Consider the following 26807-nt stretch of genomic DNA (forward strand, 5'->3'; position numbering starts at 1 on the left):
GAAGTAAATTTTTATAATCAAGGAGTTACAAGATGTACATAATGAAACGAAAATATAAAGTTTCGGTCATTGTAGAACATGATAAAGAGGGATATTTCGCTTTTTCTCCGGAACTTCAAGGATGTTACACTCAGGGAGATACCTATGAGGAGGTTATGGCAAATATTAAAGATGCCATTAAACTCCATCTGGAAGAACGCCTAGAAAGGGGCGAAGTGATACCTGAAATCGATTTGGTTAGTCTAACATCCTTGGAAGTAGAGGTATGAGTGAAAAACTCCCACGAGTAACCGCTGATAAGGTTATTCGTGTTCTTGAACGCTCTGGTTTTTTAATGGTTAGACAAAGTGGAAGCCATAAAATCTACAAAAACAAAGATGGTGTAAGAATAACCATCCCCTATCATTCCGGGAAAACTTTGCATCCCAAAATAATAAGAAATATCCTTAAAGACGCTGATATAACCGTTGCAAAATTTAACGAACTGTTAAAATAAAGAAAGTTATTTTTAAAATATCCTACTTCAAAGACAATGTTCTTCAACCCCTTCTGATCCCCCACCGGACTGCACATTAAAAAATAATTACCATTAAAAACATAATAAATGCAGTGATGTTCACCTTGTTTTTTCAGTTTAAGGCCTTAATTTTCATAAAATAAAAGGGGGATTCCTACATGAATGAGAGAAAGGGAAAAGCAGAAGAGATTATAGACAACATGCTCCAGACCATCAAGGAGAGACAGGTGGATCTGGACAATGCCATTGCCGAATACACCAGTCGACCATTTAAACCGGCCATGGATGTTATGGAGGACGAGAACCAGATCGTGGTCAAGACGGACCTGCCCGGGGTTAAGCGGGAGGACATCCAGATCGACCTCACCGAGGACACCCTGGAGATAAGTGCCGAGTCCTCCAAGGAAAGCGAAGAGGAAGGGGAAGAAGAGGGAGTGGTTTACCACCGCAAGGAAAGGCGTTACGCCTCGGCAGCCCGTACCTTGATACTCCCGGCCAAGGTGAAACTCGGCGAGGTTACCGCCAAATTCGACAACGGTGTCCTGACCGTGACCATGCCCAAACTGGAGAAAAAGGAAACCTTCAACGTCAAGGTGGATTGAAAAAGACCATTTTACCTTAAAAACCTTGAAATATTTGGATACCAAAAAAAATTATTAAAAAAATAAATAAATAAGGGGTGTTTTTTTCCAAACCCCTTAACTCACTTTTACACTGTTCAGTATACTGTCCATCAACTTCTGGTTGTTGTCAAAGACACTGGTTTCGGCAATGAACTGCATGTAGTAAACTTTCTGCCCTTCTTTACCGGTGATAGCAGTTAACACCTTGTTTTCCTGGTTGTTGGTGGGATCAGTAAGTGTGAATACCATCTTGTACATGGTTAGTCCATTTACCGTGGTCTGGGTGTCACTCAATAGCTTGGCTGATGAACCACCCTGAATATTGGTTTTGGTGGCCTCCTTGGCCTGGGCCATGGTCGCCCCTACTGCCGCCAGATCTCCCATGGAAACATGCAGGGTGAGACCATCTGAACCGTACAGGCTGGTCAGATACTGCACACTCGATCCACTACTGACAATATCCCCCTGGGAAGTGGCAGTCTGCCAGTCATCGGGATAATTAAAGGTTAAACCATTCTGTGAAAAGGTTTTGGTCAGGGCAGTTGTATCTCCTACGTAGTAGTTAAAGGTGGTTGCATCCGGGAACAGTACAGCCAGTAACCCTATAATAACAATAAGACCCACACAACAACCACCCACAATGGTGAGAACCTTCACCGTGTTGGTCTGTTTACTCCACCAGTTACCTTTTTTAGGTTCTGTTTTTTCTTCTCCGGCCGGAGGAACACTATAAGAATATTTAGGCAGTTTGGTTCCGCACTCCTGGCAGAACTCAGCCGAATCTTCATTTTCACTCTTACAATTGGGACAAATCTTGCTCATAACTATCACCTACATCACTAAAAACCCTGTAAAAAATTACAAACTAGTTATCACTACCCATTTAATTGCTTTAACCACAATAGCTAGGCCAACACCCCCTAAAAGTCCAGTTAATAAGCGTAATGTATTGTTACTCATACGTGACCCCCACAGCTGGGTGAAACCATCTAAAAATGTAGGGATCATCATGAGTATCCCCAGTGCTACCAGGTAAAGGGTGTAGTCAATGTAGAAGAAGTAGGCGTAAATAAAGTATGAAAAGGCACCCAGATAAAATCCAGTACACCGGGCGCAAACCGGGAAGTAAATCCCACGAATATTAAAAGTTCTCCCTGGGATACGATGGCAAATTAAATTTGAAACACTAAAATCGTCTGAAAACATACCAGTGGTGCCCCCCTTCCATTGCATGTTAATTTGATAAAATATTGTTGCCCAGAACTAATATAATTTACTCAGACTTTTTAGAATAAAATTAAGAAAAAAGGAGAAACCCCTTGGTAAAAGATATCCTGGAGTAAAGATATCCCGGAGTGAACGATAACCAGGGGTAATCTACCTATTTGGTGTGTTGAACCATGACCATCAACGCCATGCCCACGGTTTTAACCATTTTCTGTTCCATCTGGATGGTCTTCTTAAGGGCCACCTGTTCGTACTTGACCAGGGCCTTCTTCTTGTTTTTAAGACCAGCCAGGGATAGTACAGCCATACCCACACTGAGGATTGCTCCGAAGATGACCACCAGGTGCAGTCCACTGGTTAAATTGGCAGCAGCCACTCCCTGTAGTTGGCTGGCCTGCATGAGTTCCGGGGATATGGCCAGGTGGATTAAAAGTCCTGCATAACACACAGCAAACACCATCCCCAGGTTACGGGTGGTGGCAATGATACCGGAGGCCACCCCTGATTTTTCAGTGGGTAGCTGGCTCATCAGGGCCTTGTTGGTGGGTGACTGGAACAGGGCCACTCCCAGTCCCATCACTGCCAGGCGGATGAACACATCCCCGGCAGTGGAGTTTACTGTTAACTGGGTCATGGATAATAGGGCCACCGCGGAAACCATGGACCCGGCAAAGGCCGGGATCCGGGATCCGAAGCGGTCGGAGACCATACCACTGATGGGGGCCACCACCATCATCAGGATGGGTGAGGCAGTTAACACCAGTCCGGTGGTGGCCTGGTCCAGGTGGAGGACCTTCTGGAGGTAGAAGGGCACGGCAAAGAACATCATGTACATGCACAGGTAGTTGAAGTGCAGGCTGAGGTTAAAGGCCCCGAAGGTCTTCCTTTTGAAGAGTCTTAAATCCAGGACCGGGTGTTCGCAGTGAAGTTCCTGGTAAACAAAGAGGCCCAGCATGACCACGGCCCCTACCCCGGTGAAGGCAGCGAAAAGATAACTGGCCTGTTCCACCAGGTTCAAGGTTAGTACGGTTAAAAACAGGCCCAGAAACTGTAACAAGGTACCGGGTATGTCCCATTTAACTGCTGTACGGGTGCTGCGCTTGAGGATCTGGTAACAGAATACGAAGTCCAGTATTCCAGTGGGTACGTTCACCAGGAATATGGCTCTCCATCCCAGATATCCAGAAATCACTCCTCCAATGGCGGGTCCTAGGGCCAGGCCGGCAGCTATGGCCACGGCGTATATTCCCAGGGCTCTTCCCAGTATGTGGCTGGGGAAGGATCGGCGGACCAGGGCCATGGACACACTGATCATCATGGCCGCGGCCAGCCCCTGCAGTCCCCGGAAGATGATGAGAGCTTCCACTGAAGGGGATAAACTACAGAGTAGGGACGTGGCTACAAATCCCACCAGACCAGCCATGTACACCCTTTCCTGCCCGTAGAAGTCTCCCAACCGGGAGAAGAACAGGACAAAGCCTAAAAGGGTTATCAAATATGAGATTAGTACCCACTGGACTGTGGCCAGGGCCACTCCAAAGTAGACGGAGATGGTGGGTAGGGATACGTTGATGATGCTGGCGTTAATGGGAACCATCATGGTTCCCAGAGATAGGGCTAGCAGGATCTGCCATTTCTTTTCAAAACCAGAAATGTTATCATGACCTGGATAGGGGATTTAAAGAAGAATGGGTGGATAATCCCTTAATACCATCTGACACTAACATTTCCACAGTTAAAAAAAATCTGTTAAAATAATCAAATAATAATGGTTGCGTTTTGGTAGTTTTAAAAGCTAATTTACTGGTAAATTTCAACTGAAAATACACCTTCATAATACACTATTAGTACACTAAAACTTTAGTTTAACATCACTTATAAAGGTTGTCATATAGGGATTAACTACCACAGAAAGTAATGCTTTTTACATTACATATGATTTGTATTGCATTTTGCAATACATGTTAACCATGGGAAAATTTTCTGATCTAACTACCCTAAATAATACTAAAATTTATATACAGTGGGAAATAACTAATTAAATCTACAATAATTACATTAGAATTAGATTGAAGTATTTTTACTTATGGGAATTTAAAGAAAGGAATCATCACTATTTTTTAAGGTGTTTTCTAGATTAAGGTGAAATGAAAAATGTTAGATATAGCTTTTAAAGATTTTAAAGCCAAAAAGGGCCGCACGGCCATGTGTATCATTGGAGTCATGGTCTGTGTTTTACTCATTGGTACCGTTAACCTGGTCCTCTATGAAATGGAATCCGGTCTCAAGGGAGACCTGGGAACAGTTAACGGGCAATTGTACTTTGAAAAGAACGGGACCAGCTTCCCACCCTATGCCAGTATAATCCCCCAAACACTGGGGGATGAAGTCCTGAAAAGGGCCGAAGTTGACCCGGCCAAAAGTACCGAGGCCCTCTTTGCACCGGTTCAAACCGGGGAGAGTGCCCAGTACACCATGATCGTGGGTTTGACACCTGGGAAGGAGCAGGCCTTCCTGGAGAACGCCACCGTGAATGGGAAAAGTTCCCTGGTGGGTGAAGGTGATAATGCAGTTATAGTGGGTTCCGAGGCTGCTAAAAAATACAAGGCCACGGTAGGGGGCACCATAACTGTGCAGGGAAACCAGTACAAGGTAGTGGGTATCATGAAGCAGGTGGGCAGTGGATGGCCCCTGACCATTGATAATTCCCTGGTCATGCCTCTTTCCCATGCCCAGGCAGTGATGGACATGTCCGGACTCATATCCACGGTTATCATCACTCCTTCTGACTCCATTGACGGTGCAGAAACCAGCCTGCAGGACGCTTATCCCAGTTACACCATTTACTCCCAGAAAGACACCCAGAAAACACTGGATGACAACCTGAGCCAGATCAGGATATTCATGAACATGATCAGCACCTTCATATTCCTGGTTTCAGTGATCATCATCATGATCGTTATGATGATGTCAGTCAAGGAAAAAACCAAGGAAATAGGTACCATGAGGGCTATTGGGACCAGTAAAATGAAAATTATGGCCTTGATAATATATGAATCACTTATCCTGAGCTTAGTGGGTGGTATTGTGGGGATCATCCTCATGTCACCCACCTACAGCATGCTGGGCCTATTGATGGGAGCAAAAGAAGTGAATTTCCTGAGCTTCAACATACCCGGAGCCATTGTCTTGCAGGTCCTGGTCATCGTATTTGTAATTGGAACCTTCAGTGGACTCATACCTGCCTACCTGGCCACCAGAATCAGTCCTATAGATGCTCTGCGATATGAATAAGAATAATGAAAGGAAGTGTGTGTAATGAAAGGTTTAGTTAAAGGAGAAGGACTCTGGAAAACCTATAAACTGGATAGTACCGAGGTCCACGCCCTACGGGGGCTGGATATAAGTGTAGATGCGGGAGAATTTGTATCCATTATGGGTCCTTCTGGGTCCGGTAAATCAACCCTCCTCAACCTCATTGGGGGCTTAGATACCCCTACCCAGGGGGATCTTTACATTGGAGGGAAGAATATCGCGGCAATGAAGGATAAGGAACTCACCCGGATGAGGGCGGAGAATATTGGATACATCTTCCAGACTTTCAACCTCCTGCCGGCGTTGAGTGTACGGGATAATGTGGAATTTCCCATGAGGAACCTCACCGGTAGTAAGAAGATGGATAAATCCTCCCGGATAAAAAGGGCAGAGGAATGTGTGGAAATAGTTGGTCTGGGGCCCCGGATGAATTACCTTCCCGCCAAGCTTTCTGGTGGGGAGAGGCAGAGGGTGGCCATTGCCCGGGCCCTGGTGAACCATCCCAAGTTCATCCTGGCCGACGAACCAACTGGTAACCTGGACAGTGAAGCCACCAGCAACATAATCGACCTCCTGCATCAGGTTAATGAGGAGGGAACCACGGTGATCATGGTTACCCACGATGTGGAAACCACCCGGGACACCCGTGTACTGAGAATCAGGGATGGATTGATTGAAAGTTAAATCCATCTGACCCTTTTTTTAAAATACTCCTTTTTATTTATAATCCTATTTTTTTATCGTTCTCTTCATTCTCTGGAAAAAATGATTACCTAAATACAGTAATAGATTTAATATAATACTTAATAATGATATTCAATAAATATATAGATCCGGGGATTTAAGATGACAGAGGATAATGTGGATTTAAAACTCCTGGGCCAGGACCAGCTACTGCCCTGGCTCCAGCACGATATCTCACAGGTAACTCGAAGTATAATGATAGTTGGTCCCTGGCTTGATGCATATTTTGTAGCTAAAGTCCTGGATTCAATGCAAACCACCAAAATAGGGGTTCGTTTCCTGGTGCGTATAGATGGAGATGAACTTATTGACACCAAAACACTCTCCGCCTTGAACCTGGCCCGTGAAAATCTGGAAAACTTCCAGGCCCGGACCCTTCCCTACCTCCACTCCAAGGTTATCCTCCTGGACCAGGCTATATTTTACCTGGGAAGTGCCAACTGGTACTGGTACAGCCTCCACAAATCACTGGAAACCACAATAACTGGAAAAATAGATATATTACCGGGATTAATCACGGAAATGGACCGGTACTGGGAAAAGGCCACACCATTAACCCGTGAAGATTTAAGATGTTACCATGACCTGCAACCCCACCAAAGAGATCCATACCGATATAGGTTAAAATGACTCTAAATTTACTATATACTAATTATAAATGCCATAGTACCAGGTTTAACCAATATCTAACCGGAAGATTTACCGTTCATAAACGGGAAAGAATGGCTGTTTCAATAAGAAATAAATTAAAACACTGTTAAATTAAAGGTACTAGACTACTCTTCTTCTTTGGGTATGAAGGTGGCATTGATTTTAAAGGAATAGTGCTGTGCCTCGGAAGGGTCTTCCTTCTCCAGTTTCTCCACACTCCACAGATCCAGGGGGTGCCGGTCCAGGATAATGTAGCCACATTCACCGGAAAACTCCATGTAGGGAAACTCAGCTTCCCGTAAGGTCTTCATAATCCGGATCATAACTTCTTCTAATTCTTCTTCATCCAGTTCTAGAACAGTGTTTCCCTCGCCCATAGGTTCAACCCTCCTTATTATCTCCCTGTAAATATTTGATTTATAAAATTTAAAAAAGTAGTGCTAAAGCGTCAAAGGGATGAAAACAATACTCTGAAAGGATGAAGAGATAAAAAACAATATTCTAAAGAAAGGAAAAATTAAATGTGATTAGGGTGAGAAGGGGTTGTTGTACAGATATATTATAGGCCGGCAAAGCATTTTGCAGTGATAGTGGTTAACCCCTCTCCACCATATTTATGGTGGGGATTGTTGAAAAAATTACTGATTTTACGTACTGTTCGGGGAATTTACGAACTGTTTGTATTATATAAACTGTTTGGAGAATTTAGAACCGTTCGTATTTTTCATTATCCCCCACATAACAGCACATAATGTAACATAACTTTTATAATAGAATTATTACAAATATTTTTATTACAGTGTCTATCAATACAATCTTGAGAGGGAATAAAAATGAGCCAATGGAAAGAAGTTAAAAGAGATGAAGAGGAAAAGGAAAAAACCAAATTTTGGGAACCGGAGGTCATCGGAGAAACATTGCAGGGAACCTACATTGATCTGGAAGAAAATGTAGGCCAGTTCAAGAGCAACCTCTACACCATAAGGACCAGTGAAGGAGAGGTTAAGGTTTGGGGCTCCACAGTCCTGGACGGGTTAATGGAAAAGGTGGATATGGGACTGGAAGTCCGTATAACCTTCAATGGCAAACAACCATCCAAGAGTGGTAAAAACCCCTGGAAAGATTTCAAGCTGGAATACCGGGAAAAATAACCTTAAATTTTAATGGTAATAGAATAATTCACTAGGTAATCAATATTCCTAAATATCGATTCTAAACTATCCACTAATTAAGTGTAGTACCAATATTATCAGAGTTTTAGCATGAACCAGCAAGTATTCACCATAGGACACAGCAATCATCTTTTCAGAGCATTTCTGGAATTAATCCATAAAAATAACGTCAACATGGTGGTGGATGTCCGCACCAGCCCCTACAGCAAGTACTCCCCCCATTTCAATAAAAAACCATTAATGAAGACTCTGGAAGAATCAGAAATAGACTATGTTTATCTGGGAAACAAGATCGGTGGAAAACCACGGGATAAGAAGTTCTACCATGAGGACCAGCTCCAGTACCACCTCCTGGAGAAGGATGAAAAGTACCAGAAGGGACTCCAGGAACTGGTGGACCTAATCCCCAATAACACATTGGTGTTGATGTGCAGCGAGGAGAACCCCTATCACTGCCACCGCCACCACCTCATCAGCCAGTCTTTACTTAAAAAGGGGTACAGTATAACCCACATTCGTGGGAACGGTACCCTGGAGAAGGTGGCCAACGATTATCAGGCCAGGCTTTTTTAAATTCTGAAAAATTTGATAATCAGACCCTAACTGTTAATTCTTATATGTTTGATAGGACATAATTTATATCACAAATACTTATCCCATGGATTGAGGTTAATATTTTATGAATACTGTCCTTGAAGTGAGTAAAATTGTTAACATACCTCCAGATGAACTTATAGCCAGGGGTATGCTAGCATTTCTGGAGAAGGAAATCAGACTTTCTGAGCTGGAAATCGCTGATCTTCGTGACAAGTACGATGTTGCTAGCAAAGAAGATTTATATAAACTCATTGAATCTAAATCCATCAACAGCCATCCTGCCTGGGAAGACTATATTACCTGGAAAAATAAGGAAAAATACCGGAAAGATCTCGAAGAAAAATTGAAATTAATCCGGTGATTTTTTTTGCTGCAATTATATCTTATTCTTAAGAAAATATCCGAAAACGAATTTAAAGATATTGTGGTCTCCACTCGCTGTTAGGTGGTAAAACCAGCAAACCCAACAAGTTAAGATTAGATATCTGTGATGGGAACTTTTTTAGATATCTGGCATACTGAAGATGGGGATTATTCATACCACTGGGAACAAAGAGCCCAAAGAGGATTGATAAATCGCTGGGACAATGCACCGGACCACCAACACATTTTCTACATTTCCTGATCACTTCCACTCTGGATCTGATGCACATGTTGTTGAAAGTAAATTGGATCCAAATCCTGAAAAAGCCATACGCACTGTTTTGACATTTATCAGGGAAAATTTAGATTGAAACAACCTTTCCCAATCATAACTAGAATCACCATCCAGCCAGAGTGGAAAATTCTTAATAAACACCGGAGGTAATGTGTTAAGTGAGTGGATTCAGACCGAAAGGTTATATATGACCTCCACCAATGTGGTTATACTGCAGGGGTACCCAAGCGGTCAACGGGGATAGGTTCAGGGCCTATTGGTGTAGGCCTTCAAGGGTTCGAATCCCTTCCCCTGCACTCTAATTTTAATAATTAACTCTTGAAACCATTTCTTTAAATCTTCTATTACGAGTGTCTTTTTTTTTAAAATCCCTTTACCAGGTTAATACCCCTATTTAAATATTAATTAACCTCCGCCTCCGGTTATCTAAAAGCACCTTAACCGATTTATTTATACCATAACGGGCATATATGTGATAAGAAGATTATCATGTTACAACAAGTCCTCGATGCACTGGAAGGTAACCGCACCTTCAGGCGGAAGGTGGAACATATCGAAACCCTCAATGCCCGCCAGGCAGAGTACGGTGAGGTGAAGGGCCTACCATTATCCATCCAGAAGTACCTCCAGGACAGCCGTATTCAACTCTACCAGCACCAGGTTGATGCCACCCAGCTCATCCGGGAAGGGGAGAACGTACTCATAACCACCCCTACGGCTTCCGGTAAAACCCTGGCCTTTAACCTGCCCATCATGGAAACGTTGAGTCAGGATGAGGAGGCTACGGCCCTTTACATTTACCCGGCCAAGGCACTGGCCAATGACCAGCTGAGCGTCCTGAAACACCTGGAATCCTCCTGTGGACTGGACTTCAAGCCTAATATCTACGACGGGGACACCCCCAAGAACATCCGCCCCTGGATCAAGGAAAACTCACGCCTCATTCTAACCAATCCCTACATGTTACATCTTATCCTGGGCTGGCACCACCAGTGGAGCCGTTTCTACCGCAACCTCAAGTACGTGGTGATTGACGAGGCCCACCACTACCGGGGGGTTTTCGGCTCCAACGTGGCCTTTTTAATCCGAAGGTTAAGACGAATATGCAACCATTACGGTAGTTACCCCCAGTTCATTCTCTCCTCCGCTACTCTGGCTAATCCCCAGGAGTTCAGCCGTAACCTGGTGGGTAAAACCTTCCAGGAGGTTAACCATGATACTTCTCCCAGTGGGAAGAAGCATTTCATCTTATACAACCCCTTTGCCAAGTGGGGTGATCTTTCCACCCACCAGGAGACCAAGAACCTGTTCCAGCTCATGGTCCTAAACGATCTACAGACCCTGTGCTTCACGGTTAGCCGGAAGATGGCGGAGATCATCGCCATGTGGACCAAGAAAGAGTTGAATGAAACCCGGCCGGATATGGTTAACCGCATAACTGCCTACCGGTCGGGATATCTGGCCGAAGAGAGGAGGAAAATAGAGAAGGGACTCAAAACAGGTAACCTAGTGGGGGTGACCTGCACCAATGCCCTGGAGCTGGGGGTGGATCTGGGTAGTCTGGACGGGGTGATCATCAGTGGCTACCCCGGAACCATGATCAGCACCTGGCAACAGGCCGGTAGGGCAGGCCGGGCGGAAAATGAGTCCCTGGTGGTGATGGTGGCCTTTGAAAACGCCCTGGACCAGTACCTCATGAAGCACCCTGAATTCCTCTTCCACAAATCACATGAAAACGCAGTTATCGACCTCCAGAACCGGAGGATAGTCAACGGACACCTCTTGTGTGCCATAAAAGAGTTACCATTAACTGTGGATGACTTTGAAAGGTACTTTGAGGCGGACTACGATACTTTAGAAGAGATACGCCAGATGGGCCTGGTACAGGAAACTGGCCAGGGATTAACCTATGTGGGGCGGAAGGACCCGGCCATGGAAATCAGCCTGGACCAGATATCCAGTGACCACTTCCGTGTCTTCCATAATAAACGTTTGATGGAGACCATGGACCGGCAACATGCCTACAGTGAGGCCCACGAAGGGGCAGTTCTCATAAATCAGGGGGAAACCTACATCGTGGACCAGTTCAACCTCAAAAAACGAACCATCAATGTCAAGAAGATGGATGTGGATTACCATACTCAGGCCCTTCGGAATGTGGAAGTGACCATTGAAAAAGAGCTGAACAACCGGAAAATTGGTAACTTTTCGGTCTCCTTTGGAGAGGTGAAGGTTACCCAGGACTTCTACAAGTACAAGGAAATGATCTACGGTAAAACCCTGGCCACCCACGAACTGGACTTACCTCCTTTAAAGTACCATACCCGGGGCCTGTGGTTCACTGTACCGGGAATGGTAGCTGATGCACTGGAAAACATCTTCACCAAGAAGGATGCCTACGCTGGTAGCCTCCACGGTGCAGAACACGCCCTTATCTCCATGTTCCCCCTGCTGGTTTTATGTGACCGGTTTGATATAGGTGGATTATCCACCAATTACCACCCCCAAACCGGGAAAGCAACCATCTTCATTTACGATGCCTACGAGGGTGGAATTGGACTGGCAGAAAAGGCAGTGGAAGTCATGGAAAAACTGGTGGAGGTCACCCGGGACATGGTTAAAAGCTGCCAGTGCCGTAAAGGATGCCCCACCTGCATCTATTCCCCCAAATGTGGTAACGATAACAAGCCCCTCCATAAAAGTGGAACTATATTCCTTTTAGAATCTATAATGAAGATGATGGAAGGTGAAACCATGGATTTCCCCACCCATCTGGCAATGGATCATCCCGAGATCTCCAGTCCTCCTTTAAAAACATCTATGGTGGGTGCGGAGGGTTACCATGAATTTGAAAATCCCCAGAATCTCGCCCAAAAGGGTGAATCCTTCTACCTCAATGGTAACTACCCGGAAGCACTTTCCTGTTTCCAGAAGGCCCTGCAGATGGATGAGAGCCTACTTTCGGCCTGGAAGTACCAGGGCATGATAGAGCAGCAGCAGGACCACCAACTGAAAGCATTGAAATCCCTTAAAAGAGCCCTGCAGATAGACCCGAATAACCCGGAAACCATCTATTACCTGGCAATTTCCCTCTATAAAACTGGTAACCATAAGCAATGCCGGGATCTAGCGGAAAAACTCACCAGGTTAAGGGGTGACTGGGACGATGCTTGGTGTGTCTTGGGCATGGCCCGGCAGGCCCTTGGTGAGGGAGAAAAAGCTATTCAGGCTTATAATAAGGCCCTGGAGATTAATCCCTTAAATGAGGAGGCCAGAGATAGTTTAAAGGAACTTTTGGAAGATGAATGAACTGTTAGAAACTTAAAGTAAATATTTATAAATAATAGAAAGGTTATATCATTTTTTTTATTATCTACCTATATCGGGGCAGTTCATATAATCTAAAACCTTTAATACAACTCCTCTCCATATCATCAATTAATACTATCGGGTTGTACCATGGACAAGTATAACATTCTTAAACTCTTGGTAATTATATTCATAGCTATTTTTTTAGTTTACAGCACCTACGATTATATTCAGGTGAAGGAGACAACCATAAATGTAGGTTACCTTCCCAGCAATCATCATGCTGCGGTTTTCGTGGCCGATGAAATGAATATGTACAGTAAAGCTGGTTTAAATGTTAACTTAGTTCCTTTCCGTTCCGGTAAAGAGGTAATAGCTGCTCTGGAAAAAGGTCAGATTGATATTGGTTACTGCGGTATAGCACCAGCCACTGCAGCCATCAGTGAAGGGGCCCCGGTGAAAATTGTGGCCCCGGTTAATACTGGCGGTAGTGGAGTTGTTGGAGAGCTTAACAGTTCATCTAACCTTTCAGAAGCTCTTATAGGGAAAACAGTGGCCATTCCCAGTAAAGGTTCAGTACAGGATGTGATCCTTCATGATCTCCTGGCCGATAACAATATCAGCCCATCCCAGATCACTACAATAGAATTAGAATCTCCCCTTATGCCGGTATCTTTAAGGAATGGTAAAATTAATACCTATGTAGCCTGGGAACCCTATGTAACTGCCGCCAACGTCAATGGTTATGGTAGAGTCCTAATGTACTCCAATGACTGGTGGAATAATCATCCCTGCTGCGTGGTGGTGGCCAGTGATAAATTCATTGAAAAAAGTCCCTCCGAGCTTTCACGTTTCCTTAAGGTCCATGTTAAGGCCACGACATTTATTATAAATAATAAAGAAGAGGCCAGCCAGATCATAGCCCGAAAATTGGGTTCCAGTGAAGTGCTGGAAGCAGAATCTCTGAATCATTTAAACTACACCTGCTGTCCAAACCAGAATTTCACCCAGGATGTTTATCAATTCATGGAAATCCAGATGAGACTGGGTTACCTTAATCAGTTCCCCAGTAATGATAGTCTGTATGATTTTGAGTTTTTAAGCATGCCGTGAGACCATAGTTGGTTTTAGTAAATTATAAGAATTAATCATGGAGTAAATTCTAAGAGTTAATCTAGGAGTAAATTCTTAAGGTTTTAAATCAATGGTTTGGACTCATAATTGACTGAAACCCTGTATTTTTTTAGATACACTATTGTGCCGGTTTTTTATATTCACATCCCAGAAGGGTGAAAATGATCACAATTACCGATAGAATAAGCCCTACAGCAAACGCAGCTTGAAATCCCTGGGCCAGTGTACCGACGGGAAGGGTCATCTCCAGAGACCCGGATGCGGAAACATCCAAGGTGAGGGCGTATCTGCTGATGGTGTTATTAAATATTGATTGGAATACCACAACTCCTATAACCAGTCCAAAATAGCGGGCCGCATTAAGAAGGCCAGATACAGTGTTTAACATTCCAGGGGGGCTGTGACTAATTACCATTTTACTGTTAGCCGGGTTTAAAATTCCGTCAGATAATGATCTGATAGCCAGGGCCATGAAAATGAAAAGCAGACCCACTGTACTGTCCATTAAAGTAAAAAGTCCCAGTGCTATTAAGAGGAAAATCGCCCCCAATGTGTTGATTTTTTTGGCTCCCAATCTATCAGAGAGCCAACCAGATAAAGGACCCACTACCACTACCAGTAAAGTAGATGCAAAAACCAGTAACCCGGAAAATTCAGTGGTATATGATTTTACCAGTTCCAGATAGAAGGGAATCAAGAATATGGTTCCCGTCAAGATCAACGTGGTTAAAAAGGCTGCTCCGACAGCCATGGAAAGATAGGGATTTAAAAATAGTTTAAGATTCACCAGGGGATGGGGATGACGAAGTTCCCACACCGCAAAACCCAGACCCATGACCACACTGGCTACAACACCTATCAGAGTATATAAAAAGGGTATTCCCGTATCCCCCATGGTTTCTAGAGTTAGGATCAATACTAAAAAGAAGAAAAATGATAAAAGAGCACCCGTTACATCGAAGGAATGATTATGTTCTTTTTTAAAGGGGAGATGTTTAAAATGGGCTTGGGCCATTAAAAGCACTACTACGCCCAGAGGAACACTTAAAAAGAACACATAATTCCAGCCCAGGTTTTCGGTGATGAATCCTCCCACCAGATAACCTACGGAAAGGCCCAGGGTAGTGGCCAGGGAAATATATCCAAAGGCACGGCCCCGAACATTGGTTGAAGAAACCGTGGAGATGATTGCTGGAGAAACAGAAAGAAGCATGGCTGAACCTAAACCCATTATTAGGCGGTAAAAGATCAGGGTGTAAAGATCCTGGGACAATCCACAGAGATAGGAGGAAACTATGAATATGAGTAAACCCCACATGAAGATTTTTTTATGACCAATGTAATCTGATAATCGGGCGAAAAACAGTAATGTGCTTACTAAAACAAGCATATGTCCAATAATCACCCATGAAGCCAGTGCCATGCTGATATCCAGAAATTGAGCTATGGTGGGGAGGGATATATTAACCACCCCTGCACTGAATGACCATAAAAACATTGCAAAAATAACAGTGAGGTTCACTAGATTGGCATTGGATATTCTTTTAGTTTCCACGTAATGTTTCTCCTGTTAAATGAAAAGAATGATAATACAGTTGTTAATATCAGTATACATGTATTAATAATTTTTTCTAAACCAACCAAGTGATAATAAATAGGATTGAAGAATTACCACTAGAATCATCCTAAAAAATTGATGATAATATATTGATTTACCAGAAACTATTTTATAGGGATGACATTACCTTCTGCCACCCTATCCCCTTCGTGGTGGGTGACAATTATCACGGTTTTCTCATTTTTTAGAATGGATATAACCTGGTTAATTGCCTTTCTTGAGTCCGCATCTATGGATTTAGTTACTTCATCCAGGAGGATGATTGGTGAATTTTTTAGAACTGCACGGGCCAGGGCTATTTTCTGTTTCTCCCCACTGGACAACATCAGGCCCCCTTCACCTACAGGGGTATCATATTTTTGGGGAGTGCTTAGCACGAACTCATGTAACTTCACCATTTTGGCCACACGGACCACATCTTCCTGGGAGGCATCCAGGTTACCGATGAGGATGTTATCATATATGGAACCATCAAAAAGGTAGGTTTCTGAAAAAATCATGGAAATTGAGGATCTTAAACTTTCCCTTTCCACCTGACTGATATCCTGGCCATCTATTTTGATACAACCTTTATCCACGTTATAAAGGTTGCAGATCAATTTTAAGATGGTGCTTTTTCCTTTTCCATTGTCCCCCACAATATAGTTCAAACCCTGGGTGAAAGTGGCCTGGAATCCTTTTAAAACCTTTCTATGATGGTAGGAAAACCACACATCATCCAGTTCGATGGTGCCTTCATCTATTGCCAGGGACTGGGTTCTGCTCTCTTTCTCTTCCAGATCCAGGATTTCTTCTATTCTATCAAAGGCCGGTAAGGCACTTTTATAGGAAGTCCATATTCCGGACAACTGGGAGATGGGTGTAAAGAATATGGAAGTGTAGGATAAGAAGGCAGTGAAGGTTCCCAGGCTGAGGGAACCATATATCACCATGTATCCCCCGAAGCCTATTAAAAGAACAACGGGAACTGCCATGATCAGCGAACTTAAAGAGGAGTTTAAAGAAGACGTTCTGGTGTAGGTTATGGATGTGTTATAGTATTCATCCATCTGGTAGCTGAACCTTTTTTGAGACCATTTTTCCAGGTTAAAAACTTTAATCAGCGGTATGATGGCTAAATTTTCCTTTAAAAAGGAATATACTTGTGCATTATCTTCTAAAAATTTTTTCTGAATTTCTTCCATTTTGGCACCGAAGAGGGCAGATAGCACGATAAATAATATCACCGGACTCATGATGATGAGGGCCAGCTGGAAGTTTAAAGATAACATTATAAGAAAGGGTACGAATATGCTGGCCATACAGGTAAAAAGCTGGGGAATAATACGAACCGGGATGTTAATGGCGATCTGGGTGTTTCCCATGATCCGGGTTATCAAATCTCCCACCTTGATATTCTGTGTGGATTTCAGAGGAGCAGATTGCACTGCACTGTATGCACACTCTGACACCTCCTTTAGCAGGGTTAACTGTAGTTTTCCGGTGATGAAACTGTTAAAATAACTGGAAACTGCTGATATCAGGTACATAACTATGATTCCCGCGATGATGTAAGCAAATATATTGAGGTTTTTAGCTACGAAAACATCGTCAACCAGGGTTTTTAGAAGTAAGGGACTTATAAATGTGAAAAGAAGTGAGGAAATGGTTAAAAAAAGGATAAGTGATAAGGTTCCCCAGTGAGGTTTAATAAATTTCCGGGAAAATGATAGGAAACTAGTCTTGGTCATAATTATTTACTTAGGCATAAAACCAAAAAAATATTGAATTAATAGGAAGAGGAAAAAGGTAACACCATCAATGATTCCTTTTTCCTCCCTTTTAGGGTATTTTGTTTCCACGAAAACCACTACTGCAGGTAACAAAATTTTTTAAATACCCGTAAATGTTTTAATTAAATTAGTGGTTCTACCAGCTGAAAGGACAAGACCATGTGCCATAAAGTGGACAATCTGTCTTATTACAGGCCCCACCTAATTTAACTATTACTGAACTACCATTTTTCTCACAGTCTGCAGGTATACTTCCACTGTTTGCATCTACAATTTTTCCTATTCCCAGAATATCTCCCATACTGTATTCTCCTCATGGTATTCTTCATCCTTAACCATACTTAGCAAACTTTATATATTTAAACTTTTACTTTTTACCTTTAAATGAAATCTGAATTATCAGAGGTAAACTCCTTCGTAACCCTGAGATATTATCTGTTTACGGTCAAAACCCCATATATCCAGATTTTTATTATATTTATCCCATGATTGGCGGTACAAAGCCGGTTCACAAGTGGGATCAAATATAACTCCCTCGTATTCCACAAAAACATGGGAGTATTTCCCACTTTTATGGGTGATGCTTATGGTACGAACTTTGCTGTAAGGGTCGTGCTGATGTATGAAGTCACAGAGCAGGTCACTCTTTTCACGGCACTTGCATTGACTGTATGGTAAGGATGCAATACGGTTGAATTCTCTTTTTAGCTCTGATTCATCCATACCGTGCGCTGTAATCTGCTCACTATCCTTTTGTTCCACCTGATCCTTGCCTACTGTTCCAATAGTGGTAACCACTAAGACAATAATTATTACTCCCAGTAAAAACGTTTTTATATTCATATTAACCACTGATAACTTTTTAAATGATTAAAAAATCATTATATTAATGATTTTATAAAATCTAAGATTTTTATAACATTTTTTTGACCTGTACGCTCTGGACATAAATTTATTATTTAAAATTAACATAGATAAGTTTATATATATAAACTTTTACATTTTAATTTAAAATGGAAAAAGTAATAATTTATGATAATCAAAAAGGTTAAAAACTGAGACAATTGTTGTTATGTTTTTTAATAGGCCTTCATAACCTCAGTAAACACCCAATTAAAGAGATATTCAAAAGGAGAGTTTTAAAATGATGAGAATAAGCATATCGCTACCGAAAAAATTGTTAAAAGATTTTGATGATGTTGTCCTGGATCGAGAATACCGATCCCGTTCCAAGGGTATCCGAGACGCCCTGAAAGATTACATAATACGTACTCATGAGTTGAACGAAATTAAGGGTGATCAGTTAGGAGTATTAACTGTTTATTATGATTTCCATTACAACGGAGTTCTGGAAGACCTCAAAGATATTCAGCAACAGTTTAACCAGCATATCAAAACCGCCCTACAACTGGATACAGGTAGAAGTCACTGTTTAGACGTGATAGTCGTGGAAAGTGACATGGAAGACATACGGAATATGATGAACAAAATTCAGCGCCTTAACGGAGTGGAACATGTGAAACTTTCCACTTCCAGTCCGGTGAATTAACCATCTCCTGTATTTTGAAAGGTAGGGGGAAAATAATGTTCACCAAAAAGGATATAGAGGAATGTTTGAATTGTAATCCGTCAAATGAAAAATTTGAACGCACTTTGGGTCCGATAAGTTTGATAATTATGGGTATTGGAGCCATTATTGGTGCGGGAATTTTCATTGTAACGGGAATTGCTTCGGCTATTTCTGGCCCAGCCCTGATAGTTTCCTTTGTAATTGCAGCAGTGGCCTGCACACTCACTGCTTTGTGCTATTCAGAAATGGCCTCCATGATCACGGTCACCGGAGGTATATACACCTACGCCCAGGTAACACTGGGGGAGATGTGGGCCTGGATAGTGGGCTGGACTGGAATCCTGCAGTATGTTATTGCCGGGGCCTCAGTGGCCATTGGCTGGTCATCCTATACCATGGGTTTGTTAGGTTCCATGGGACTCCACCTTCCGGCTTACCTTACCACCTCCCCCTTGGCAGGAGGTCTTATAAATTTACCTTCTTTTTTGATTATTGCGATTATCAGTGGCATACTGGTTCTGGGGGCTCAGGAAAGTACCCGGGTAAATGCCACCATGGTTTTTGTTAAACTGGCGGTTATACTGCTGTTTGTGGTGGTGGGAATTAACTTCATTAACCCCCTCAATTACGTTCCCTTTGCCCCTAACGGGATTTCTGGAATATTTCAGGGAGCGGCTATGGTGTTCTTTGCCTACATGGGTTTTGATGCCATAGCATCGGCTGCTGAAGAAACCAAAAACCCCCAGAGATCCATACCCATTGGAATAATAGGTTCCCTGGCTATCTGTTCCATTATTTACATTGCCGTAACTGCGGTGATGGATGGAATGGTGCCCTTTGCCATGTTTACTGGTAGTGAAGCACCAGTGATGATGGCCCTGGAATACGTGGGAGTTAACTGGGCTACCACCATAATTACCGTGGGAGCCATTGCTGGTCTAACCACCGTTATCCTGGTGAACCTGTTTGTGGTACCCCGATTAATGTTTGCCATGTCCCGGGATAACTTACTCCCTAAAAAACTGGCTAAAGTACATCCCAACTTCAACTCACCGGCGGTGAGTATTGGTCTGGTGGGGATAGTGACTGCATTCATAGCCGGGTTGTTACCATTAGGGGATATCTTTGAACTGGTTAACATGGCCGCCTTAACTGCTTTCATTTTCCTGGCTCTAAGTGTCATAATACTTCGAAAGACCAGACCAGACATTCCCCGTAAATTTAAATGCCCCCTGGTACCAGTGGTGCCTGTAATGTCCATCATAGCCTGTCTGGCTTTGATAAGTCAATTAACCAAGTTGACTGTGGAAGTATTCGCAGTCTGGACAGTTTTAGGACTTATTTTCTATTTTGCATATAGAATGTATAAGAATTCAGGAAAAGATGAGGATAATTCCAGTGATGCATCCCTGAACACGGATATCCCTCTTATCCAAACCATGGTAGATGAAAAGGACAGCGGCAAGTAACTGATTGGTGAGAGAGTGAAGAAACACATTTTCCGTAAAAAACCAATCAGTGATCTATTATCAAAAGAGGAGGACCAGAATTCTTTGAAAAGAACTATTGGTCCTTTAAATTTGATAATTCTTGGCCTGGGCTGCATTTTGGGTGCAGGTATATTCATTGTAACCGGAGTAGTATCAGCCCAGTACTCCGGACCGGGGTTGGTTTTATCCTTTGTGGTGTCGGCGGTGGCCTGCATTTTCACCGCCCTGTGCTATGCTGAATTTGCATCCATGATACCCATATCCGGAAGTGTCTACACCTACACCTATGTGGCCATGGGCGAAATATGGGCCTGGATGATTGGATGGGTACTCATGTACGAGTACCTCATCTCGGCTTCAGCAGTGGCCGTGGGCTGGTCAGCCTATATCATGGAACTGGCCAATTCAGCTGGAATCCACTTCCCCCAGATCTTAACCTTGCCCCCCGGAATGGGACTCATCAATCTTCCGGCAGTTTTAATAATTCTTTTATTAACCGGGATCCTTATCCGGGGAGTGAAAGAGAGCACCAGGTTCAATGCCATCATTGTAACCGTTAACGTGGCCATAATCATCCTGTTTATTCTGGTGGGATTGAACCATATTAACCCGGTTAATTATCATCCTTTTGCCCCCTATGGATGGTCCGGAATACTCCAGGGGGCAGCCATTGTATTCTTTGCCTATATTGGTTTTGATGCAGTTTCCACTGCAGCGGAAGAGACTAAAAATCCCCAGAGAACCATGCCCATTGGCATTATTGGCTCGCTGGTAATTAGCTCCATTCTGTACATTGCAGTGGCCGCTGTTTTAAATGGAATGGTACCCTACACTTCCTTAAATACTTCATCCCCAGTTACCTTTGCCCTTAACAGCGCCCATGTTTATTGGGCAGCTTCCATAGTGTCTTTTGGGGCCATTTTTGGTCTTACCTCGGTACTGTTAACCAGTCTATTTGGTCAAACCCGGATCTTCTTTTCCATGTCCCGTGATGGGCTCCTGCCTTCTTCTTTCTCCAAATTGCATCCCGAACATAAATCACCGGTTGTTTCCATTTTAATTGTGGGAATTATTGCCTCTTTAATTGCCGGCTTTTTACCCCTGAACACCATTATTGAACTGGTAAACATTGGAACCCTCTCGGCATTCATCTTTTTAGCTATCTCCATAATCATACTAAGGATACGGGAACCAGATCTACCTAGAAAATTCAAATGTCCCTTAGTGCCAGTCATACCCGTGCTTTCTATAGTTTTCTGTGGCTTTTTAATCACCCAACTATCCCACACAACACTGGAGAGGTTTTCCATTAGTTTGATCATTGGACTGGCAGTTTACGTAGCCTACGGCATGAAAAATAGTAAACTACAGAATCAGCTGTATGAAAACATAGAAAATACTTTTTCTATCAATCTGAAAATTAAAAGCCAGGTAAAAGCTTTGCTGAAAAATATCAGGGGGTCTAAAAGATATTAGAACACCCTAAAGGTTTATATGTACTTTTTTTCACGGAAATGTGGGAGCGTTTCAGTTATTATGGTATGCGGGCAATTCTGTCCCTGTATATGATTGAGTCCCTGTTCTACAGTAAAGCTTTCACCTCCACTATTTACGGTTATTACACTGGACTGGTTTATTTAACTCCACTTCTGGGAGGATATGTGGCTGACCGGTTCTGGGGTAATAGAAGATCCATTGTTACCGGGGGTATTCTAATGGCATTGGGACAGTTCTCCCTGGCCTTTTCCAGCTATCTTTACATGCCCACTTCCATTAACGTTCCCCATTCCTTTTTCACATTGAACACCCAATCCCTATTTTTTATTCTGGGATTATCATTACTGGTGTTGGGAAACGGGTTCTTCAAACCCAATATATCATCCATGGTGGGATTTTTATACTCTAAGAATGATGAAAGACGTGACTCGGCATTTACCCTGTTTTATATGGGTATTAACCTTGGTGCACTGATTTCTCCCCTGATAATTGGGGCACTGGGGGATACTGGTAACCCCGGAGACTTCATGTACGGTTTCCTGGCAGCAGGTACGGGTATGTTAATTGGTTTAATAATCTTCATCCTGGGTAAAAACCGTTATCTGGTTACACCCACTGGTAAAAGTGTGGGTTCAAAGCCAGAACTCTACTGTGAAGATAAAAAATCCGTCACCGGTCCCTTAACCACCATAGAAAAACATCAAATTTCGGTGATCTTCATACTGGCCTTTTTCGTTATATTTTTCTGGGCATCCTTTGAACAGGCCGGAGTATCTTTGACCTTTTTTGCCGATCAAAATGTGGACCGGGTGATCTCCGCTTTAAACAACTTCACCATCCCCACACCATGGTTCCAATCCATCAATCCACTTCTGATCCTATTAACTGCGCCGTTAATTGCCGCTTTATGGCCTAAACTCCGGCATAAAGGATTAGAGCCTTCAATACCTTTAAAAATGTCCATTGGGCTGATTTTGCTCGCATTTGGATTTATAATCCTATTACCCGCAGCTCAAATGGTGGATGGTGGGAGTACCGTGGTCAGCCCCCTATATCTAGTAGGAGTGTACTTCATGATGACCCTGGGTGAACTCTGCATATCACCCATTGGCTTGTCCATGGTATCCAAGCTTTCTCCAGCCCGTTTTGCCTGTCTTTTAATGGGAGTGTGGTTCCTATCCACTGCTGCCTCCAACCTTATTGCCGGGCTTTTAAGCACCCTATATCCAGATCCTGCCAAACCCGTACCGTTACTGTTGGGGATACCCATTGATGGATTCACCTCCTTCTTCATGATCTTCATTGTTCTTTCCATTACCTCGGCCATCATCCTGTTGGGCCTGAGTAAAAGAATTACGAAAATGATGCACGGAGTACAATGAGGGGGTGGTAAATATGAATACAGCCCAGAGAATTGTCAAAAATGCCTGTTTTTTGATAATTTCCAATATATTCAGTTACTTTCTTTACATGTGGGCCGTGATGATTATGGCCAGTTATCTCAGCCCCCATGATTATGGGGTTATCACTCTGGGTTTTTCATTTAACGGTATTGTGTGTATTGCCTGTGAATTGGGTCTGGGGGTGCTGACTGTGCGGGAGGTGGCCCGGGATAACTCTCTGGCGGATAAATATGTGAGTAATACCATTACCTTGAAGGCAGTTTTATCGGTGCTAACCGTGGCTACCAGTTTTTTAATTGCCATTTTAATTGGATATGATGTTCAAACCGTTACTGTGATAGTTATTTTATCATTAGCCTATGTATCCAGTTCTTTTGCTTTCATATTTTTTTCAATTTTCCAGGCCTATGAAGAAATGGAACATCAGGCCATTATTTTTGGATTGGATAATGTTTTCTTTATCTTGTTGGTATTGACGGCAATACATTACTCCTGGGGAGTGATGGCTTTTGCCGTTAGTTATGTTATCAGAAATACTCTGATAATGCTCTACATATTCACAGTTTACTCCATTAAACATAAAGTACCAAAATTAGAGTGTGATTTTGCCTTTTGGAAGGCTTCACTTAAAGAATCCATACCCTTTGGTATGGGGGGAGTATGTTTAACCATATATTTTTTTATAACCACCATAATGATCTCCCTGATGGTGGGAGAAACAGCAGTGGGGTACTACAATATTGCCTTTAAAATTATATTCTTTTTCCTTTCAATTTATTCCGTTTGCATGGTGGCCCTATTCCCGGTGATGTCAGTTTTATTCAAAAATTCGTATAAATCCCTTAAATTCGCTTTTAATAAGTGTTTTAGATATACCTTGATGGTGGTTATACCCTTATCCGCAGCTATTACCATTTTAGCACCCCAGATAATTCCGGTCTGTTTTGGAATACAGTACAGTCCCTCCATAATTGTTCTCCAAATAATGATCTGGGCATTGGTTTTTCTATTTTTAAATACTGTAACCATTAATGTTCTGGGTTCGGTTAACAAACAGTTAACCGTGGTAAAAATCATGTCCCTGGGAATAGGTTTAAACCGAATAACCAACTGGGTACTGATTTTTAAATTCAGTTACGTGGGGGCCTCGGTTTCCACACTTATAACTGAAGCAGTGATATTGCCCCTTTACCTATTTGCCGTGTATAAATTAGATTTAGCCGACAAGTCCCTGGGTAAAGATATTCATAAAATCCTGTTTTCCACGTTAATCCTGTGCCTGTTCTTAATGTATGTCACTATTGGCAATTTACTGGTCATATCCATTTTAGGCTTAACTGTATACACCGTAACATTGTACCTGTTGCGAACATTCAATAAGGAGGATAAACTGATTTTAAACCAATTTCTAAAATTGAGTAAATCTTCTAAATAAGAAGAGTTATATAGCAAACATGTTAATTTTTAATTAATAGACATATTATGTTAGGTTTTTAATTAATAGACATGATTATGTTAAGTCAGTGTGTGATACCATGGGATGTATAACTTTATGTATATCAGATGAATTAGAAATTGCCTTTCGAAGGTTGGCCCGGATATCCTACGGTGAAAAACAGGGAAAAATGTCCAGAGCTGCTGAAGAAGCCCTTTACACCTGGTGTAAAAGGAAAATCGAAGAAATGGACATTGATGAAAAGGAAATATTTGACTAGTTTCAAGGGGTTAAAATATGGAAGAAAATAAACAGGGGAATATTGATTCTGATATATTTGGTGAAGTTGATAAGTTTCTGGGTGACAAGGAAAAATTCATCAGGGAATCGGTTATTGGAAACAGGATTATCAACGAGCTGGAAGACTTCACCCTGGATGTGGGGCTGAAAAAGACCTATCTCTGCGTTGTTCGAGATAGTGAAAGGGTGTTCGTGGTCCTGGGCAAAGTTATTGAAAACTTCATTCAGGCCTACGGTGGAACCGCCACCATTTACCCTAAAGGCGAAAGGATTTGTTTGGAACTGGTAACACCTAAAAGAGCTATTTAAGGTGAGTTAATGTCTGTTAAGATATTAGTGGTGGAAGACGAACGAATACTGGCCCTGTCCCTCAAGAAAAAATTAGAAAAATTAGGGTTCACCGTAACCGGTACAGTGTCCACTGGTGAAGAAGCAATGGAAAGTGCCCAACAGGAACAACCAGAACTTGTTCTGATGGACATTGTACTTAAAGGAGAAATGGACGGTATAGAAACAGCAAAACTCTTAATAAGTCTTTATAATATCCCAATTATATATTTAACTGCCTACGCTGACGATGAAACTATAAATAGGGCGGCTAAAACTTATCCCTATGGATATATAATGAAACCCTACAAGGACCGTGAGATCAAGGCCAATATAGAAATGGCCCTCCACAAACACCAGGCAGAACAGGGACAGTTCATGGATTTTGAAGATGTATATTCCGAGGTTACCCACTTCATTGATCAGGAAGCCAGTACCATTAAAAATGCATTAAAAGAAATGTATTCCATTGAAGGCCCCTTGAACATCGATCTAGGACAAAAAAAGATATATGTATCTGCCGATAGAAATAATAAAGAAGCTTACCATGTTTTCTTTGAACTACTCAGCAGGATCATGCCTCAACTCATTGATTCAAATTCCGAAGTAATGGTTTATTCTAAGGGAGATGAACTATGCTTAGAATTTAATAATAAATGATTTTTTTATTTTTTTTATTTTTATTCTTTAATTAACTAAATCCTTTTAATTAACTAAATAACTTTTATCATTCTACCTTGTATTAAAAAAATAGGATCCTTTTTTTTCAAATAATATCATCAATTAAAAATAATTTCTTTCTTTAATAATAACTCAAAAAAAAATAAAAAAGGGAGTTATTCCTTAATTTCAACCCTGTAAAAAACTAGTTTACCAATACAGTTATCCCATGGTCTTTTGTATTGAAACATTATGGAGGTTTCTCCGGGTTGGAGTGCTTTGAAGGTGTATTTCTGTACACCGGGAGCCCCACACATAATGATCTTTGGGGGGATATATTGACTACTGGTGAGGGATAAGAATTCATGATTATATTGAGGTTCCATCCAACTGTAACCAGTACTGGGATTACTCTCCAGGGAAATTACAAATGATTCATTGACTCCCACTTTTATTTGCTTATCCTGAATAGGCATAATGGTGTTGTCTGCTGCAAATGAACCAGAAACCATTACCATGCAGAAGAATGCCATGAACAACACCGATGCCGCCATTTTAATATTTTTCATACTAAACTCTCCTTTAACTTCTCATATAACCTTAAAAAATTCATATTAACTAATTAATTAACTCGTTAATCGAATTATTCCGATAAATGGAGTTTAAGAACTTTTAACTGGCGAAATATCAAAAAACCTGCCAGTATAGAATAGGCCAAACAGCCGGCCGTTGCAATATACAAAAACTCCACTAACATCTGACCACCTCCAGATAATACCCTATTCATG

Annotated in this window: 29 protein-coding genes and 1 tRNA gene; 21 read left to right on the forward strand and 9 right to left on the reverse strand. The window is 42.2% G+C overall.

Translation table 11 applies throughout. From position 1 onward, the window contains the following. The first annotated feature begins 32 nt into the window (after window positions 1-32). The 3 genes from CIT02_RS01695 to CIT02_RS01705 all read left to right on the forward strand — a co-directional run bounded on the left by CIT02_RS01695 (window position 33) and on the right by CIT02_RS01705 (window position 1119). The gene (locus tag CIT02_RS01695) at window positions 33-269 is read left to right on the forward strand and encodes a type II toxin-antitoxin system HicB family antitoxin (RefSeq protein WP_292613429.1); all 237 of its coding nucleotides are present in this window, start codon (window positions 33-35) and stop codon (window positions 267-269) included. After that, the gene (locus CIT02_RS01700; RefSeq protein WP_292613431.1) at window positions 266-496 is read left to right on the forward strand and encodes a type II toxin-antitoxin system HicA family toxin; all 231 of its coding nucleotides are present in this window, start codon (window positions 266-268) and stop codon (window positions 494-496) included. Before CIT02_RS01695 ends, CIT02_RS01700 begins: the two co-directional genes overlap by 4 nt. 179 nt (window positions 497-675) lie before the next feature. Continuing rightward, complete coding sequence (locus CIT02_RS01705) at window positions 676-1119, forward strand: Hsp20/alpha crystallin family protein (RefSeq protein WP_292613433.1); 444 nt, start codon at window positions 676-678, stop codon at window positions 1117-1119. Window positions 1120-1215: 96 nt separating this feature from the next. Here the strand turns inward: CIT02_RS01705 and CIT02_RS01710 are convergent, their stop codons facing one another. The 3 genes from CIT02_RS01710 to CIT02_RS01720 form a co-directional block, all read right to left on the reverse strand. Further along, on the reverse strand, window positions 1216-1962 hold the full coding sequence (locus tag CIT02_RS01710; RefSeq protein ID WP_292613435.1) for a PsbP-related protein: 747 nt from the start codon (window positions 1960-1962) through the stop codon (window positions 1216-1218). A 36-nt stretch (window positions 1963-1998) separates the two neighbouring features. Beyond that, window positions 1999-2346, reverse strand: a complete 348-nt coding sequence (locus CIT02_RS01715) for a DUF2085 domain-containing protein (RefSeq protein ID WP_292613438.1) — start codon at window positions 2344-2346, stop codon at window positions 1999-2001. A 175-nt stretch (window positions 2347-2521) separates the two neighbouring features. Continuing rightward, a complete protein-coding gene (locus CIT02_RS01720) occupies window positions 2522-3967 on the reverse strand; it encodes an MFS transporter (protein ID WP_292613440.1) in 1446 nt (481 codons plus the stop codon). A 554-nt stretch (window positions 3968-4521) separates the two neighbouring features. Here CIT02_RS01720 and CIT02_RS01725 point away from each other — a divergent pair. The 3 genes from CIT02_RS01725 to CIT02_RS01735 all read left to right on the forward strand — a co-directional run bounded on the left by CIT02_RS01725 (window position 4522) and on the right by CIT02_RS01735 (window position 7056). After that, window positions 4522-5661: an FtsX-like permease family protein gene (locus tag CIT02_RS01725; RefSeq protein ID WP_292613441.1), complete on the forward strand. Its 1140-nt coding sequence runs from the start codon at window positions 4522-4524 to the stop codon at window positions 5659-5661. A gap of 24 nt (window positions 5662-5685) precedes the next feature. After that, a complete protein-coding gene (locus CIT02_RS01730) occupies window positions 5686-6366 on the forward strand; it encodes an ABC transporter ATP-binding protein (RefSeq protein WP_048073273.1) in 681 nt (226 codons plus the stop codon). 162 nt (window positions 6367-6528) lie between these two features. Next, the gene (locus tag CIT02_RS01735) at window positions 6529-7056 is read left to right on the forward strand and encodes a phospholipase D-like domain-containing protein (protein ID WP_292613443.1); all 528 of its coding nucleotides are present in this window, start codon (window positions 6529-6531) and stop codon (window positions 7054-7056) included. Between the two features lie 146 nt (window positions 7057-7202). Here CIT02_RS01735 and CIT02_RS01740 read toward each other — a convergent pair whose 3' ends face one another. Then, entirely contained in the window at window positions 7203-7454 is a 252-nt protein-coding gene (locus CIT02_RS01740) for a hypothetical protein (RefSeq protein WP_048085142.1), read from the reverse strand. Window positions 7455-7910: 456 nt separating this feature from the next. On the opposite strand from CIT02_RS01740, the gene CIT02_RS01745 reads away from it, so the two are divergent. From CIT02_RS01745 to CIT02_RS01770, 7 genes are all read left to right on the forward strand, one after another. Beyond that, window positions 7911-8228: a hypothetical protein gene (locus CIT02_RS01745; protein ID WP_048073276.1), complete on the forward strand. Its 318-nt coding sequence runs from the start codon at window positions 7911-7913 to the stop codon at window positions 8226-8228. Between the two features lie 111 nt (window positions 8229-8339). Next, window positions 8340-8822, forward strand: a complete 483-nt coding sequence (locus CIT02_RS01750; RefSeq protein WP_292613448.1) for a DUF488 family protein — start codon at window positions 8340-8342, stop codon at window positions 8820-8822. A gap of 106 nt (window positions 8823-8928) precedes the next feature. Beyond that, a complete protein-coding gene (locus tag CIT02_RS01755; protein WP_277897272.1) occupies window positions 8929-9207 on the forward strand; it encodes a hypothetical protein in 279 nt (92 codons plus the stop codon). 129 nt (window positions 9208-9336) lie between these two features. Then, window positions 9337-9471, forward strand: a complete 135-nt coding sequence (locus CIT02_RS12065) for a DUF6516 family protein (protein WP_363123957.1) — start codon at window positions 9337-9339, stop codon at window positions 9469-9471. Window positions 9472-9717: 246 nt separating this feature from the next. Next, window positions 9718-9800: transfer RNA gene (locus tag CIT02_RS01760), tRNA-Leu, on the forward strand. 193 nt (window positions 9801-9993) lie between these two features. Then, a complete protein-coding gene (locus tag CIT02_RS01765; protein ID WP_292613452.1) occupies window positions 9994-12813 on the forward strand; it encodes a DEAD/DEAH box helicase in 2820 nt (939 codons plus the stop codon). A 150-nt stretch (window positions 12814-12963) separates the two neighbouring features. Next, window positions 12964-13926, forward strand: a complete 963-nt coding sequence (locus CIT02_RS01770; protein ID WP_292613454.1) for an ABC transporter substrate-binding protein — start codon at window positions 12964-12966, stop codon at window positions 13924-13926. Window positions 13927-14065: 139 nt separating this feature from the next. Here the strand turns inward: CIT02_RS01770 and CIT02_RS01775 are convergent, their stop codons facing one another. The 4 genes from CIT02_RS01775 to CIT02_RS01790 all read right to left on the reverse strand — a co-directional run bounded on the left by CIT02_RS01775 (window position 14066) and on the right by CIT02_RS01790 (window position 18180). Next, complete coding sequence (locus CIT02_RS01775) at window positions 14066-15502, reverse strand: MFS transporter (RefSeq protein WP_292613456.1); 1437 nt, start codon at window positions 15500-15502, stop codon at window positions 14066-14068. Window positions 15503-15669: 167 nt separating this feature from the next. Further along, a complete protein-coding gene (locus CIT02_RS01780; RefSeq protein WP_292613458.1) occupies window positions 15670-17295 on the reverse strand; it encodes an ABC transporter ATP-binding protein in 1626 nt (541 codons plus the stop codon). 178 nt (window positions 17296-17473) lie between these two features. Further along, on the reverse strand, window positions 17474-17638 hold the full coding sequence (locus CIT02_RS01785) for a hypothetical protein (protein ID WP_292613459.1): 165 nt from the start codon (window positions 17636-17638) through the stop codon (window positions 17474-17476). A gap of 98 nt (window positions 17639-17736) precedes the next feature. Beyond that, entirely contained in the window at window positions 17737-18180 is a 444-nt protein-coding gene (locus CIT02_RS01790; protein WP_292613461.1) for a hypothetical protein, read from the reverse strand. Window positions 18181-18481: 301 nt separating this feature from the next. Between CIT02_RS01790 and CIT02_RS01795 the strand changes: the two genes are divergently transcribed. From CIT02_RS01795 to CIT02_RS01830, 8 genes are all read left to right on the forward strand, one after another. Beyond that, window positions 18482-18886: a ribbon-helix-helix protein, CopG family gene (locus CIT02_RS01795; protein ID WP_292613463.1), complete on the forward strand. Its 405-nt coding sequence runs from the start codon at window positions 18482-18484 to the stop codon at window positions 18884-18886. Window positions 18887-18921: 35 nt separating this feature from the next. Continuing rightward, on the forward strand, window positions 18922-20376 hold the full coding sequence (locus tag CIT02_RS01800; RefSeq protein WP_292613465.1) for an amino acid permease: 1455 nt from the start codon (window positions 18922-18924) through the stop codon (window positions 20374-20376). A gap of 15 nt (window positions 20377-20391) precedes the next feature. Then, window positions 20392-21873, forward strand: a complete 1482-nt coding sequence (locus CIT02_RS01805; protein ID WP_292613467.1) for an amino acid permease — start codon at window positions 20392-20394, stop codon at window positions 21871-21873. A gap of 38 nt (window positions 21874-21911) precedes the next feature. Further along, a complete protein-coding gene (locus CIT02_RS01810) occupies window positions 21912-23276 on the forward strand; it encodes a peptide MFS transporter (RefSeq protein WP_292613469.1) in 1365 nt (454 codons plus the stop codon). A gap of 13 nt (window positions 23277-23289) precedes the next feature. Further along, entirely contained in the window at window positions 23290-24732 is a 1443-nt protein-coding gene (locus CIT02_RS01815; protein WP_292613471.1) for a flippase, read from the forward strand. A gap of 100 nt (window positions 24733-24832) precedes the next feature. After that, entirely contained in the window at window positions 24833-25012 is a 180-nt protein-coding gene (locus CIT02_RS01820) for a hypothetical protein (RefSeq protein ID WP_292613473.1), read from the forward strand. Between the two features lie 17 nt (window positions 25013-25029). Continuing rightward, complete coding sequence (locus tag CIT02_RS01825) at window positions 25030-25341, forward strand: hypothetical protein (protein WP_292613475.1); 312 nt, start codon at window positions 25030-25032, stop codon at window positions 25339-25341. A gap of 9 nt (window positions 25342-25350) precedes the next feature. Next, entirely contained in the window at window positions 25351-26019 is a 669-nt protein-coding gene (locus CIT02_RS01830) for a response regulator (RefSeq protein WP_292613477.1), read from the forward strand. A 176-nt stretch (window positions 26020-26195) separates the two neighbouring features. Here CIT02_RS01830 and CIT02_RS01835 read toward each other — a convergent pair whose 3' ends face one another. Continuing rightward, window positions 26196-26588: a protease inhibitor I42 family protein gene (locus tag CIT02_RS01835; protein ID WP_292613479.1), complete on the reverse strand. Its 393-nt coding sequence runs from the start codon at window positions 26586-26588 to the stop codon at window positions 26196-26198. Between the last annotated feature and the right edge of the window lie 219 nt (window positions 26589-26807).

The sequence above is a fragment of the Methanobacterium sp. BAmetb5 genome (genome assembly GCF_003491305.1).
Classification (GTDB): domain Archaea; phylum Methanobacteriota; class Methanobacteria; order Methanobacteriales; family Methanobacteriaceae; genus Methanobacterium.

Bases quoted from the DNA above. Each gene is read 5' to 3' on its own strand.
- CIT02_RS01695 (WP_292613429.1), top strand. From the start codon at position 33: ATGTACATAATGAAACGAAAATATAAAGTTTCGGTCATTGTAGAACAT.
- CIT02_RS01700 (WP_292613431.1), top strand. From the start codon at position 266: ATGAGTGAAAAACTCCCACGAGTAACCGCTGATAAGGTTATTCGTGTT.
- CIT02_RS01705 (WP_292613433.1), top strand. From the start codon at position 676: ATGAATGAGAGAAAGGGAAAAGCAGAAGAGATTATAGACAACATGCTC.
- CIT02_RS01710 (WP_292613435.1), bottom strand. From the start codon at position 1,962: ATGAGCAAGATTTGTCCCAATTGTAAGAGTGAAAATGAAGATTCGGCT.
- CIT02_RS01715 (WP_292613438.1), bottom strand. From the start codon at position 2,346: ATGTTTTCAGACGATTTTAGTGTTTCAAATTTAATTTGCCATCGTATC.
- CIT02_RS01720 (WP_292613440.1), bottom strand. From the start codon at position 3,967: ATGATGGTTCCCATTAACGCCAGCATCATCAACGTATCCCTACCCACC.
- CIT02_RS01725 (WP_292613441.1), top strand. From the start codon at position 4,522: ATGTTAGATATAGCTTTTAAAGATTTTAAAGCCAAAAAGGGCCGCACG.
- CIT02_RS01730 (WP_048073273.1), top strand. From the start codon at position 5,686: ATGAAAGGTTTAGTTAAAGGAGAAGGACTCTGGAAAACCTATAAACTG.
- CIT02_RS01735 (WP_292613443.1), top strand. From the start codon at position 6,529: ATGACAGAGGATAATGTGGATTTAAAACTCCTGGGCCAGGACCAGCTA.
- CIT02_RS01740 (WP_048085142.1), bottom strand. From the start codon at position 7,454: ATGGGCGAGGGAAACACTGTTCTAGAACTGGATGAAGAAGAATTAGAA.
- CIT02_RS01745 (WP_048073276.1), top strand. From the start codon at position 7,911: ATGAGCCAATGGAAAGAAGTTAAAAGAGATGAAGAGGAAAAGGAAAAA.
- CIT02_RS01750 (WP_292613448.1), top strand. From the start codon at position 8,340: ATGAACCAGCAAGTATTCACCATAGGACACAGCAATCATCTTTTCAGA.
- CIT02_RS01755 (WP_277897272.1), top strand. From the start codon at position 8,929: ATGAATACTGTCCTTGAAGTGAGTAAAATTGTTAACATACCTCCAGAT.
- CIT02_RS12065 (WP_363123957.1), top strand. From the start codon at position 9,337: ATGGGAACTTTTTTAGATATCTGGCATACTGAAGATGGGGATTATTCA.
- CIT02_RS01765 (WP_292613452.1), top strand. From the start codon at position 9,994: ATGTTACAACAAGTCCTCGATGCACTGGAAGGTAACCGCACCTTCAGG.
- CIT02_RS01770 (WP_292613454.1), top strand. From the start codon at position 12,964: ATGGACAAGTATAACATTCTTAAACTCTTGGTAATTATATTCATAGCT.
- CIT02_RS01780 (WP_292613458.1), bottom strand. From the start codon at position 17,295: ATGACCAAGACTAGTTTCCTATCATTTTCCCGGAAATTTATTAAACCT.
- CIT02_RS01785 (WP_292613459.1), bottom strand. From the start codon at position 17,638: ATGGGAGATATTCTGGGAATAGGAAAAATTGTAGATGCAAACAGTGGA.
- CIT02_RS01790 (WP_292613461.1), bottom strand. From the start codon at position 18,180: ATGAATATAAAAACGTTTTTACTGGGAGTAATAATTATTGTCTTAGTG.
- CIT02_RS01795 (WP_292613463.1), top strand. From the start codon at position 18,482: ATGATGAGAATAAGCATATCGCTACCGAAAAAATTGTTAAAAGATTTT.
- CIT02_RS01800 (WP_292613465.1), top strand. From the start codon at position 18,922: ATGTTCACCAAAAAGGATATAGAGGAATGTTTGAATTGTAATCCGTCA.
- CIT02_RS01810 (WP_292613469.1), top strand. From the start codon at position 21,912: ATGTGGGAGCGTTTCAGTTATTATGGTATGCGGGCAATTCTGTCCCTG.
- CIT02_RS01815 (WP_292613471.1), top strand. From the start codon at position 23,290: ATGAATACAGCCCAGAGAATTGTCAAAAATGCCTGTTTTTTGATAATT.
- CIT02_RS01820 (WP_292613473.1), top strand. From the start codon at position 24,833: ATGGGATGTATAACTTTATGTATATCAGATGAATTAGAAATTGCCTTT.
- CIT02_RS01825 (WP_292613475.1), top strand. From the start codon at position 25,030: ATGGAAGAAAATAAACAGGGGAATATTGATTCTGATATATTTGGTGAA.
- CIT02_RS01830 (WP_292613477.1), top strand. From the start codon at position 25,351: ATGTCTGTTAAGATATTAGTGGTGGAAGACGAACGAATACTGGCCCTG.
- CIT02_RS01835 (WP_292613479.1), bottom strand. From the start codon at position 26,588: ATGAAAAATATTAAAATGGCGGCATCGGTGTTGTTCATGGCATTCTTC.